Consider the following 12808-nt stretch of genomic DNA (forward strand, 5'->3'; position numbering starts at 1 on the left):
GGGCGCGCGTCCGTCCGCGCGCCACGTCTGCTGGATATGCGCTGGGGTGATGCAGGCCCGCAGCTGACACTGGTCGGCAAGGGTGTCTGTTTCGACACCGGCGGTCTGAATATCAAGCCGGGTAGCTCAATGGGGCTGATGAAAAAGGATATGGGCGGGGCCGCCACGGTGCTGGGCCTTGCCCATATGATTATGGGGCTGGGGCTGAAGCTGCGGCTCCGCGTCCTGATCCCGGCGGTCGAAAACAGCATCGATGGCAATGCCTTCCGCCCGCAAGACATCTTGACATCGCGCAAGGGTTTGACGGTCGAGATCAACAATACCGACGCCGAAGGACGGCTGGTGCTGGCGGATGCTTTGTCCCTGTCAGACGAGGATGATCCGGATCTGGTGATTTCCATGGCCACACTGACCGGGGCGGCGCGCGTGGCGGTGGGGCCCGGCCTTTCGCCATTCTACACCAACAGTGACGCCCATGCGGACGCGATCATGCAAGCGGGCCGTGCTGTGGCAGATCCGGTCTGGCGGATGCCGTTCCACGAACCCTATGAGAAAATGATCGAACCGGGGATTGCCGATCTGGACAATGCGCCTTCGGGCGGGTTTGCCGGGTCCATCACGGCAGCCCTTTTTCTGCGCCGCTTTGTCGAAAGCCCCTATATGCATTTCGACATCTACGGCTGGCAGCCAAGTGCCGCCCCGGCCCGGCCCAAGGGTGGTGTCGGCATGGGCGCCCGCGCCGTGCTGGAAGCCCTGCCAAAGCTGTTGGACCTGTGACCGACCGCCGCCTGACACCGGTCAATGCCCGGGTGGCGGCGATGCATCTGGCGGGGCAGGTCACGGCAGAGAAGTTCGTCGAGGGCTGGCCGATGATGCTGGCCCGTCCGGTCACGGATCTCTGCGCGAGCCCCTGCGGGCCGCGCGACCGGCAGTTGCTGATCGGGGCAATTGTGACCGTGTACGAGGATCATGAAGGCTGGTCATTCGTGAAGGGGGCGGATGGTTACGTGGGCTACCTGCCCTCTGACCGCCTGATCCAGCCCGCTCAGGCGACACATATCGTGTCCACCTTTGCGATCCACGCTTATGAGGCCGAAGATTTCAAATCACCCGCGCTGGTCGCACTACCCTTTGGGGCGAGGCTGACCGTGGCGGATGAACGCCGCAAATTCTTTGAAACCAACCTAGGCTTTGTGCCCAAAAGCCATGTGCGCCCGCTCGATAAACCTTTCACGGATCCAGCCACGATCGCGCAGCTGCATTTCGGTGTGCCGTATCTGTGGGGCGGCAATTCCACCCGGGGCGTCGATTGTTCCGGTTTGATCAGTGCCAGCCTGAGCGCATGCGGCCTACCCTGCCCTGCCGATAGCGACATGCAGCGCGATGGGCTGGGCCATGATCTGACTGAACCGTTGCAGCGCGGTGATCTGATTTTCTGGAAAGGCCATGTGGGCATGATGGTGGATACCGAGACACTGATCCACGCCAATGCGCATCACATGGCCACGCGATACGAACCCATCGACCAAGCCATCCTGCGGATCGAAGCGCAGGGAGATGGACCTGTGATCGCGCGCAAGCGGCTTTAGGATGCGGTCAAACCTTGGGGTTCATCCAGACCGTTTGCCCGGCAACAGGCCGTCACCGTGTTGGCGAGCAGGCAGGCGATCGTCATCGGGCCAACGCCACCGGGAACAGGTGTAATGGCCCCGGCAACCGCCGCACAACTGTCATAATCCACGTCCCCCACCAGGCGGGTACCACCTTCGGGCTTTTCAATCCGGTTGATGCCCACATCAATCACAGTTGCGCCCGGCTTGATCCAATCGCCCTGCACCATTTGCGGACGACCGACCGCCGCAACGACGATATCGGCCTGCCGCACCACACCGGGCAGGTCCTTGGTCCGGCTATGGGCAATCGTCACCGTGCAGCTATCACCCAGCAGCAGTTGCGCCATGGGCTTGCCCACGATGTTGGACCGGCCGACCACAACGGCATTCATGCCCGACAGCGACCCGTGGTGATCGCGCAGCATCATCAGGCAACCTAGCGGGGTGCAGGGCACCATGCTTTTCTGCCCTGTCCCCAGAAGGCCAACATTGGAGATATGAAACCCGTCCACATCTTTGGCCGGATCAATGCTGTTGATCACCAGATCACTGTCCAGATGGTCAGGCAGCGGCAACTGGACCAAAATACCATGCACCGTCGGGTCATTGTTCAACTGATCAATCAGCGCCAGCAGATCGGCCTCAGTAGTCTGGACATCCAGCCGATGCTCAAATGACGCCATGCCAACCTCGACAGTCATTTTGCCTTTTGAGCGGACATAAACCTGACTTGCCGGGTCTTCGCCAACCAGAACCACCGCCAGCCCCGGCGTGATCCCATGATCAGCTTTCAACCGGGCCACGTGGTCCGCCACCTGGCCGCGCACTTTCGCGGCAAAGGCTTTTCCGTCAATCACAGTCGCTGTCATATCGTCTCTTTCAATATGGGAGGGTGGGCGGGGCGATGTTCCGGACCTGTCGGGGACGAGCGTCGCCCTGCCCGACCTAAAACAAACCTTCGATCTGACCATCCGCATTCAGCATGATCTGCTCTGCCGACGGGACACGAGGCAAACCAGGCATGGTCATGATTTCCCCGCAGATCGCCACGATAAACCCGGCGCCCGCACTCAGCCGCACCTCGCGGACCGGTACCGCATGGCCGGTTGGCGCGCCGCGCAGGTTCGGGTCGGTTGAAAAACTATACTGTGTCTTGGCCATGCAGACCGGCAAATGGCCATAACCCTGCTCTTCCCACTGGCGCAACTGATCGCGAATTTTGGTATCTGCGATCACCTCATCAGCGCGGTAAATCCGCTTGGCAATCGTGTCGATCTTATCAAAAAGCCCCATATCGTCAGCATAGATCGGCGCAAAATTCGCCTCATCAGCATCGGCAATCTGTGCCACACGCGTGGCTAGATCGGTGGTTCCCTCAGATCCGAGTGCCCAATGCTTGCACAGGATCGCTTCGGACCCCTGGGTTGCAACATAGGCCTTGACCGCGTCAACCTCGGCATCCGTATCGGTGACAAAATGGTTGATCGCCACGACAACCGGCACACCAAAGGATTTCACGTTCTCAATATGGCGACCCAGATTGGCACACCCGGCATTTACCGCGTCCACGTTCTCGACACCCAGATCAGCCTTGGCCACGCCGCCATTCATCTTCATCGCGCGCACCGTGGCCACGACCACGACGCAAGACGGGGCAAGACCCGCCTTGCGGCACTTGATGTTCATGAATTTTTCGGCCCCCAGATCGGCGCCAAAGCCCGCCTCTGTCACCACGTAATCGGCTAGTTTCAACGCGGTCGTTGTTGCGGTGACCGAATTGCAGCCATGCGCGATATTCGCAAATGGACCGCCATGCACAAAGGCCGGATTATTTTCGAGCGTCTGCACTAGATTGGGCTGCATGGCGTCCTTCAGCAACACCGTCATCGCACCATCGGCCTTGATATCGCGGCAATAAACCGGGCTGCGGTCGCGCCTGTAGGCCACGATGATATCACCCAAACGTTTCTGCAAATCATCCAGATTGCGGGCCAGACACAGGATCGCCATCACTTCGGACGCCACGGTAATATCAAATCCGGCCTCACGCGGGAAACCATTGGCCACACCGCCCAAGCTGGTCGTGATCTGGCGCAAGGCCCGGTCGTTCATGTCCAGAACGCGGCGCCAGACGACGCGGCGGATATCAATATCCAGCGCATTACCCCAATAAATATGGTTGTCGATCATGGCTGACAGCAGGTTGTGGGCCGATGTGATCGCATGGAAATCACCCGTGAAATGCAGGTTCATATCCTCCATAGGCACAACCTGCGCATAGCCGCCACCGGCGGCCCCGCCCTTCATGCCGAAACACGGACCCAGCGACGCCTCGCGAATACAGATCGCGGCCTTCTTGCCGATCGCATTCAGCCCGTCGCCCAGACCCACCGTCGTGGTGGTCTTGCCTTCACCCGCAGGGGTTGGGTTGATCGCGGTCACAAGGATCAGTTTGCCATCAGGCCGGTCCTGCACAGAGTCGATCAGCCGCTGGCTGACCTTCGCCTTGTCATGGCCGTAGGGCAGCAGATCGTCACTGTCGATGCCCAGCTTCGCCCCGATTTCCTGGATGGGACGCTTCTGCGCTGCGCGTGCAATCTCGATATCCGACTTGTATTCCATTGGTTTTTCCCTGTGCCCGGCCGAAAGCCACTGATCATTACCATCGCTTCTATCGGTGGCACACCATGGCATGCGCTTGGATTGCGACATTTTCGCCCTCAGAATCGTCCAGACAGGCGGAAACCGTTTCTGATGGGAAACCTATGGTCGCCAGGCGCGCTGATCAGGGACATGCAATCGCACTGTCTCACCGACCTGAATACGGCCCTCGCGCTCGACCCAGGCCGTCACACCGCGCTTGCCTTTGGCGGCCGCCTTGAACGCATCACCTGCCCCAGGATGATCCGCATTGATCACCTTGGCCGGCAGATGGCAGGGCCGGTTTTCCATATCGACCACAATCGCCGACCCGTCGGGAAACTGCAGGCGCGAGGACGGCGGGACATGAGTGAAATCAGGTATACCCCTCACCACCAACGATGCCCCGATATGGGCCGGATCAAAGGTGGGCAAACCACAATCCGCTGCAACCTCTGCCAGTTCCTCAGCAGACATCACCGTGAGCTGACGCACATTGCGAATTTCCGTGCCAGTGGCGTACTGGCTGCGCACCCGCACACAGGCAGCGCGGGTCAGCCCGCCATGCGCCTCGCCCGGAATACCGGCATAGGTCAATTCCGCCTGTTCCACAGCCACCGAGCGCAACGACGCCTCGCGATCCGGCACGCGCCCGATCCAGACGATTTCTCCCACAATCTCGGTCGGTATCAAGGCAGGCATCACACACTCCAAAGCAATCTCAGCCAAGGGCTATCCGATCCTGCGGGGACCTTCAAATCAGCAATCGTGACATCAGGTTTCAACCAAAAACGCCGCCCCTGAGGGCGGCGTTTGATCCAATCAGACCGAAGGTTCCGGCTCCATCCCGCTATCGGGTTCGCGCGGTGGTTTCTTCAGCTTTGTTTTCGGGATCGAGGTCACAGACGGTGTCCCGCCAGAGCTCGCATCGTCCGCATCATCACCGGTATGCGGCGGTTCGCCCGCCATGACGCGCTTGATCTCGTCACCGGTCAACGTCTCATATTCCAGCAGGCCGTGCGCCAGACGCTCGAACTCTTCCTTGCGCTCTGTGATGATCTCATAGGCGCGTTCATATCCCTTCTGGATAAAGCTGCGCACCTCTTCCTCGATCAGCTCCTTGGTATGGGCGGACACGGACAATCCAGCGGTATTACCCTGATATCCCTCATGGGCCTCGGCATAGTCGATATTGCCGACCTTGTCAGACATGCCCCAGCGCAGCACCATCGCGCGCGCCAACTGGCTCGCCTGCTGGATATCGCCAGCCGGGCCATTGCTGACCTGATCCTCACCATATTTGATGATCTCAGCCGCCTTGCCTGCCATGGTCATGGCCAGACGCTGGTGACATTCATCCTTGAACATGTTCAGGCGATCCATTTCCGGAAGGCTCATCACCATGCCCAATGCACCACCACGCGGGATAATCGTTGCCTTATAGACCGGATCGCATTTCGGCAGGGTTATCCCAACAATGGCGTGCCCGGCTTCGTGAAAAGCGGTCATTTCCTTCTGCTCGGCAGTCATCACCATCGACCGGCGCTCGGCCCCCATCATGACTTTGTCCTTGGCGGACTCAAAGTCGATCATCGTGACAAAACGGCGACCGACACGCGCAGCCATCAGCGCCGCCTCATTCACAAGGTTCGCCAGATCAGCACCGGAAAAGCCGGGGGAGCCACGGGCAATGATGCGCAGATCCACATCAGGACCCAACGGGATCTTGCGGGCATGCACGCCAAGGATCTTCTCGCGGCCCTTGATATCAGGGTTCGGCACCGTGACCTGACGGTCGAAACGACCGGGGCGCAGCAATGCAGGGTCAAGCACATCACGACGGTTGGTCGCCGCGACGATGATCACACCTTCATTGGCCTCGAAACCATCCATCTCGACCAGCAACTGGTTCAGCGTCTGTTCACGCTCATCATTGCCGCCGCCGTAACCGGCACCACGGGACCGACCGACCGCGTCAATCTCGTCGATAAACACGATACATGGGGCGTTTTTCTTGGCTTGTTCGAACATGTCACGAACGCGGGACGCACCCACACCCACAAACATTTCAACAAAATCCGATCCCGAAATCGTGAAGAACGGCACGCCTGCTTCACCGGCAATTGCCCGCGCAAGCAGCGTTTTACCCGTACCCGGAGGGCCTACCAGCAGCGCACCTTTTGGAATCTTACCGCCCAGGCGGCTGAATTTCTGCGGATTGCGCAGGAATTCCACGATCTCTTCCAGCTCCTCCTTGGCTTCATCAATACCGGCGACATCGTCAAACGTGACCCGCCCATGCTTTTCCGTCAGCAGCTTGGCCCGAGATTTGCCAAAGCCCATGGCACCGCCTTTGCCGCCGCCCTGCATCCGGTTCATGAAATAAATCCAGACACCGATCAGCAGTATGAAGGGCAGAATGCTCAACAGGAAGCTTTGGAAAAACGATGTTTCCTGACTGCGCGCCTCAACAGGGACATTGGCGGCGATCAAAAGATCAGTGATTTCAGCATCTTCCGGCTTGATAGTCGTAAAGGTACGACTGCCTTGGGTATAGCGCACCCGCTCGCCATCGATCACCACCTCGGTGACTTCGCCACCTTCGACGGCGGCCACAAATTCGGAGTAGCTGCGAGAGTCACTGCTCGTCGAACCCGGCGGACTGCTGAAAAGATTAAAGAGCGCCAGCACCATAAGGAACAGGACGACCCAAAAGACCATGTTACGCGCGTTGCCCAAGGCAGAAACTCCTTCGAAATCGGGAAATGTCGCGACAGAGTCGCGGCGTATGCGTTTCACCTAAAATAGAGGCAAAACCTTAATCTTCAATGCGCAAACGCCTCTTCGTGAAAATCCGCGACAATCTGCGCTGTCCAACCGTTGGACAAGCCCGCAATCGGGGCGGCGATCAGCGTATCGTCACGCCAAACCGCTGGTGTCGCCAGAAGCGAGGGGCGTGGCAGCCCCGTATTACGCCACCCCGCGCAGTCGGCGATCCCGTCACCCAATGCGCGGATCTCCAGATCATCCGCGTGTGGACCAGATAACTGCCAGCGATTGTCCCAAATGGCTGTCGTTGGACCGATCAGATCAGCCACTGCATTATATTCTCGCGTCACGCGCCACATCTCGCCCTTGCGGGTGATCAGGCAACCGCCAACCGTCGTGTTGCCCTCGGCTGAAAATCCATGGATCGTTTCAAACAGCGCCGTGTTGCGTGGCGGATAGGATGCGCCACTGACCCAAGGCAGCATCGCCCGCCACAGCCGTCGCCGCATCTCAATCGGCAAAGGATCGGTCTGGGGCAGATGCAGCACCAAATCCCCATGCTCCTGTCGGATGTACTTTGCTGCCTCAATCCTTGCGTAATAATCCAGCGCATCCTTGGTGGCGCGCATGGTCACGCCAACCGACTTCAGCACATCTGCTGTGATCCCCAACGCTTCCAGTTCCACCAACGCCTTGCGCACGCGACTGCGTTCATAGGTGTCATCCTCGTTGGTCGGGTCATCAATCCAGGCCACCCCGTGCCTGCGCAGGTAATCACGCAAGTCTTTGCGCGACTGCTGCCACAAGGGCCGCGCCCATGTAATCCCGTGGCGTTCAAACCGCACATCCATTCCGGCCAGCCCGTCCGGTCCAGACTTACGCGCGAGCCTGATCAGAAAATTCTCGGCCTGATCATCTGCCGTGTGGCCCAGAACAACCGCGCCAATGCCACGGGCATGCGCCCAGTCAGCAATCAGGCGATACCGGGCAGTGCGCGCGGCGGCCATCAGGTTGCCCTTACCGTCCCAACCCTCCCAGCGGAGCGTGTCGTGGCTGATCCCGGCAGCCTCGCAAAAGCGGGCAACATGGGCGGCTTCTGCCGCCGCATCAGATCTCAGACCATGATCGACAGTGACGACGGCAACCTCAAAACCGTCATCCCGCGCCAACCGGGCATAAAGATGCAAAAGCGCCATCGAATCCCCGCCACCCGATACGGCAACGCCGATCCGACGGGGCGGCTTATCAAGGAAAACAGTCCGCGCGAAATGCAGCAACAGCGCATCAATCGCGTCCGCATCAGCGGGGGTGTCTATTGACATCCCAGATTGAACATCGCCTGTTCGGCATCCGTCACCGCCGGATTGCCGGGGAACCGCACACCAACCTCGGCGAGGGTCAGACAGGCATCCTGGGTTTGGCCAATGGTCCCCAGCGACGCGCCCAGCTTGAACAGGGCATCAGGCGCCTTGGGGCCTGTCGGATCACCGGAAAACGCCGCCAGATAGGCACGCGCGGCCTCGGTCATCTCACCCAGGCCTTCCAGCGCCTCGCCCCGCAGATACTCTGCCTGCGCCGTCAGCGGGCTTCCCGGATAGGTCGTGCCAAAGGTCGCAAGCTGGTCAGCGGCGCTGCGAAAGTCACCGGCAGCGAGCGCCTCCTGCGCCCGCTCAAAATCGTTACGCTCACCCACAGCAAGGGCCGGACCGCCAGTTGCTGGCGGGGGATCGGCCACCGGCACATTTGTCAGGTTCTCACCACCGCCCAGGGTCGGAGTATCACCCAACTGGCTGATGTCGCAATTCGCCTCCAGCTCGCACAGACGGAACTCCAGATCACCGATACGGTTGGTGCCGTCCACGGTGATCCGGTTGACGCGAAACTCCAACTCTTCGGTTTTTGAGGTCAGACGCTGCAGCTCCGCCTCGATCGCGTTCAGACGATCCAGCGGGGTGCTGCCCACCACGCCGGAATTCAGACCACCGGTCGTTGACAACTCGCGTTTCAGCCGCTGCACATCGACATAAAGCACCGTCAACTGCTGGCGGATATCAGCAAGCGTTTCATCCTGCTGGGCCAGACCCGGAAGCGGTGCCAGAACAATGGCAAGGGCAATGGCGATACGGTGCAACATCAGTGTTCCTTTGGTCGGGGTCAGCTCGTGATGGCCGAGAATGAAAGCACCGTAACGGCTCTGCGGTTCTTGGCATAGCAGCTTTCTTGGCTACAGACTTCGATCGGGCGTTCCTTGCCATAGCTGGTCACTTCCAGACGGCCAGAGGGCACACCGCGCGACACAAGGTATTCGCGAACGGCATTCGCACGGCGGAAACCCAGAGCAATGTTATATTCACGCGTACCCTGCTCATCTGCGTGGCCTTCGACAACGGCGCGATAATCGGCGTTGGTCAGCAGCCACTGGGCCTGACCATCCAGAATGGTCTTGCCTTCGGGCGTGATAGTCGAGGTGTCGACAGCAAACAGCACGCGGTCGCCAATAGTCTGGTTAAAGAATTGCGGGCTGGTCGGGTCACTGGCCGATCCAGCCAGACCGCCATTCGCCCCATTGGCACCATCAGCACCGGCACCTCCACCGCCAAAACGGTCAGGGTTCGTACAAGCCGCAGTGGCGAGCGCCAGTAGCAGCACGGTCGCGCGTGTCATCATCTTCATCGGATTGATCCTGTTGTTATCTGCTCATTTTGTCCCAGCATAGCATGGCTTGCCTGCATTGGGAATCACACTTCATTACGGCTGCAGCGGACCCCATGACGGGTCAGACGATCCGCCTTGCAGCGGCACAGCCTTCAGGTTCCGGCCCGAGATATCGACCGAATACATCGATGATGTCCCGCCCGCACCCTGGGTTTCGCGGCTGAACATGATGACCCGGCCATTGGGGGACCATGTGGGGCCTTCATCCAGGAAGGACGAGGTGAGCAAACGCTCTTCCGACCCATCTGTGCGCATGACACCAATATGGAACCGGCCTGCGTTCTGCTTGGTAAACGCCACCAGATCGCCGCGCGGTGACCAGACCGGCGTGCCGTAACGGCCCTCACCAAAGGAAATCCGGCGCGCCTCGCCCCCGTTCGCAGGCATGATATAAAGCTGCTGGGTACCAGACCGGTCACTTTCAAACACGATCTGGCTGCCATCCGGTGACAGGCTGGGGGCCGTTTCAATCGACGGGGCCGAGGTCAGACGCACATGCTGCCCACTACCCAGGTCAGTACGATAGATATCGGTATTGCCACCATTCGCCAGACTATAGATCACCTGCCGCCCGTCGCGGGAAAAGCGGGGGCTGAAAGCCATTTCACCCGGTGCGGTCGCCAATTGCTGACGGCCTACATTGGCCACGTTCAGCACGTTGATGCGCGGGAAACCGGATTCGAAACTGGTATAAAGCACGCGATCACCATTCGGCGAAAATCGCGGCGCCAGCACAATGGCACTGCTATCAGTCAAGAACTGCACGTTCGCCCCGTCATAATCCATGACGGCCAGACGTTTCTGACGGTTATCCTTGGGGCCACTTTCGGACACGAACACCACGCGGCTGTCGAAATAGCCACCTTCACCAGTGATGCGGGAATAAGCGGCATCGGCCACCTTATGGGCCATGCGGCGCCAGCCATCGACAGTACCGACCAGTTGCTGGCCTTGCCCAAGCTCAGTGCCAGCAAAGACATCATATAGGCGGAACTTGACCACCAACTGATTGCCATTGACCGTCACGGCACCCGTGATCAGGCCCTGCGCGTTAACCGCGCGCCAGTCGGGATAGGCGATCGGCTGGGTGAAAGATGACACCTGCGAGATGAAAGCGTTTGAAGGTATTTCGCGAAACAGACCCGTGCCGGTCAAATCCTGCACCACCAATCGCGAGATGTCGGCGGCCACCTGTTGAGCCGCCGCGTTTTCAGCCTGGAACGCAGGTACCGCAATTGGCAGCGGTTCAACCTGCGGGTTTCGCAGGTCGATTTCGAGTGCATAGGCTTGCGTTCCCAGCAAAACTACAAACAGCAGGGTCATCAGTTTTTTAAACATGGGCTCTCTCATCCGCTTTACCGCGTCTCTGGTTATTATGATCCATGCGCATCTCTTGGCCAACACCGCAAGTCTTGCATGGTTCCATTGGCATATCTGCGCCGGGGGTTTATCAATAGCGTGCCCCCGATGCGTCGAAATTGGCTGTCACTTCGCGCCATTCTTCAAATTTCTCCGGGGGCAGCCGATATCCAGTTGATCCCTGACACCGTAAAATGGCCCGGCGTGCGGCCTCGAATGCGACGTTGATACTCGCATCAGTGCCACCACTGCCAGAGATCAGGCGAGGGTTACCCACAACTTTGCCATCACGACCAAGTTCAAAAACAACCGTGACCGTGACACGCGCCGCTTCTGACCCAGGATCAATATTCCAGCAATTGTTGATTGCGATGCGAAACGCGTCTTTCTCTGATCCGGTCATCGGTGGACCAGCCGCGACCGCCGGGGCTTCCGGTGTTGCGGTTTCACCAGCGCCCGCCAATGCATCGGCAAGAGCTGCGGCAACAGCATCGTCTGTCTCTGGCTCTACCGGCGTCTCAGCCTCTGCAGTCAAAGGTTCCTCCGTCGGCTCCTCTACAGGTTCTTCAACTTGCGGCGCGGGCCGGCTGGGTCGCGCGCTCGGGCGTATTGAAGTTTCCACAGCACCCGAAGGCGTCTCATCTGCAATCGCAATCTCGGTTTCCGCCTCTGGCGGCGCGGTTGCTTCCTGCTCATCTTCAACGATCTCAGGATCGGCAGTCTCGTCCTGCACAACCTCATCGCGGGCAATCTCATCCGGTGCTGCATCCGGGGGCGGAGGTGCTGCTGGCACAGGGGCGATGGTATCGGTCACGCGCGGGCGGGGGCGTTCGCTGATTTCAAGATCGGGGCGGGCCGGTGGCGGCGCAGGTGGCGCGGGATCAACAGGGGGCACATCATCCACCTCCGCCACAGGCGGTGCCGGAGGTGGCGGCGGTGGCGGAGTGTCCTCAACCGGCTGCTCAACAGGCTCCGGCGGCGGCGCCACTTCGGTAGGCGTTTCATCCGCTGGGGGCGGTGGTGCGGTATCTGTCACAGGTTGCACAGGGGCGGTCGGCTCTGCCGTACCCGGATCGGGTGTGCTCGCGGCCTGAAGTGCTGCAAACTCTTCCCCACTCACCGTTGTGACCACCATCGTGTCAAACTCAAGCGGGTCCGAACTCAACCCCCAGCCCAGCAAAAGCCAGCCGATCAGAACCGTGTGGCCCGCAGCAGAGATAATGGTGCCCGGCGTTTGCATGGCCCTACCCGCCGGTCTCCGGGTTCGCCACATCCGTCACCAGGCCGATATTGGTAAAGCCGGCTGCGTTCAGATCACCCATAATCTCGGCCACGACATTCCAGCTATTGGCCCCATCGGCGCGCAGATAGATGCGGTCACTGGTGCGCTCTGCGGCGACGGCCTGTAACTTGGCCACCAGTTCATCACGCGGGGTTTCGGTTTCCTGAATGGTCACTTCGCCTGCCGCCGTTATGGTGACGGTCAGCGGCTCCTCATCATCCGTCGGCAGGGCGGTTGCGGCGGTCTGCGGCAGTTCCACAGGAACGCCAACCGTCAATAACGGGGCAGCGACCATGAAGATGATCAGCAAAACCAGCATCACATCCACAAACGGGGTGACGTTAATCTCGGACATCGGTTGCGTACGACCCCCGCGACGGCGGCCACGGCGCCCGCCGCCTCCGCCTGATTTGATAACACTTGCAGCCAT

12 protein-coding genes are annotated in these 12808 nt (G+C 59.8%); 2 read left to right on the top strand and 10 right to left on the bottom strand.

Annotated features, from left to right (window positions below):
- On the top strand, positions 1-777 hold a 777-nt coding region (locus ACFWW4_RS14675; protein WP_411891547.1), incomplete at its 5' end, for a leucyl aminopeptidase family protein.
- A complete protein-coding gene (locus ACFWW4_RS14680; protein ID WP_411891548.1) occupies positions 774-1589 on the top strand; it encodes an NlpC/P60 family protein in 816 nt (271 codons plus the stop codon). The genes ACFWW4_RS14675 and ACFWW4_RS14680, both read left to right, overlap by 4 nt.
- Here the strand turns inward: ACFWW4_RS14680 and folD are convergent.
- The 10 genes from folD to tolR form a co-directional block, all read right to left on the bottom strand.
- Positions 1586-2482 carry a bifunctional methylenetetrahydrofolate dehydrogenase/methenyltetrahydrofolate cyclohydrolase FolD gene (gene folD / locus ACFWW4_RS14685; RefSeq protein ID WP_411891549.1) on the bottom strand — a complete coding sequence of 299 codons (897 nt, stop codon included), beginning with the start codon at positions 2480-2482 and terminating at the stop codon, positions 1586-1588. The two genes, ACFWW4_RS14680 and folD, sit on opposite strands and share 4 nt — an antisense overlap.
- Before the next feature lie 76 nt (positions 2483-2558).
- Positions 2559-4235, bottom strand: a complete 1677-nt coding sequence (locus ACFWW4_RS14690; RefSeq protein WP_411891550.1) for a formate--tetrahydrofolate ligase — start codon at positions 4233-4235, stop codon at positions 2559-2561.
- A 141-nt stretch (positions 4236-4376) separates the two neighbouring features.
- Positions 4377-4955 carry an MOSC domain-containing protein gene (locus ACFWW4_RS14695; protein ID WP_411891551.1) on the bottom strand — a complete coding sequence of 193 codons (579 nt, stop codon included), beginning with the start codon at positions 4953-4955 and terminating at the stop codon, positions 4377-4379.
- Positions 4956-5075: 120 nt separating this feature from the next.
- On the bottom strand, positions 5076-6992 hold the full coding sequence (ftsH, locus tag ACFWW4_RS14700; RefSeq protein ID WP_393932430.1) for an ATP-dependent zinc metalloprotease FtsH: 1917 nt from the start codon (positions 6990-6992) through the stop codon (positions 5076-5078).
- An 86-nt stretch (positions 6993-7078) separates the two neighbouring features.
- The gene (gene tilS / locus ACFWW4_RS14705; protein ID WP_411891552.1) at positions 7079-8344 is read right to left on the bottom strand and encodes a tRNA lysidine(34) synthetase TilS; all 1266 of its coding nucleotides are present in this window, start codon (positions 8342-8344) and stop codon (positions 7079-7081) included.
- Positions 8335-9156, bottom strand: a complete 822-nt coding sequence (gene ybgF, locus ACFWW4_RS14710) for a tol-pal system protein YbgF (protein ID WP_411891553.1) — start codon at positions 9154-9156, stop codon at positions 8335-8337. Before ybgF ends, tilS begins: the two co-directional genes overlap by 10 nt.
- Before the next feature lie 20 nt (positions 9157-9176).
- On the bottom strand, positions 9177-9695 hold the full coding sequence (gene pal, locus ACFWW4_RS14715; RefSeq protein WP_411891554.1) for a peptidoglycan-associated lipoprotein Pal: 519 nt from the start codon (positions 9693-9695) through the stop codon (positions 9177-9179).
- Between the two features lie 75 nt (positions 9696-9770).
- Entirely contained in the window at positions 9771-11075 is a 1305-nt protein-coding gene (gene tolB, locus ACFWW4_RS14720; RefSeq protein ID WP_411891555.1) for a Tol-Pal system beta propeller repeat protein TolB, read from the bottom strand.
- Positions 11076-11187: 112 nt separating this feature from the next.
- Complete coding sequence (locus tag ACFWW4_RS14725; RefSeq protein WP_411891556.1) at positions 11188-12336, bottom strand: energy transducer TonB; 1149 nt, start codon at positions 12334-12336, stop codon at positions 11188-11190.
- Positions 12337-12340: 4 nt separating this feature from the next.
- Positions 12341-12808, bottom strand: coding sequence for a protein TolR (gene tolR / locus ACFWW4_RS14730; RefSeq protein ID WP_411891557.1), 468 nt, complete (start codon positions 12806-12808; stop codon positions 12341-12343).

The sequence above is a fragment of the Yoonia sp. SDW83-1 genome, from assembly GCF_046762885.1.
In the GTDB taxonomy this organism is placed as follows: domain Bacteria; phylum Pseudomonadota; class Alphaproteobacteria; order Rhodobacterales; family Rhodobacteraceae; genus Yoonia.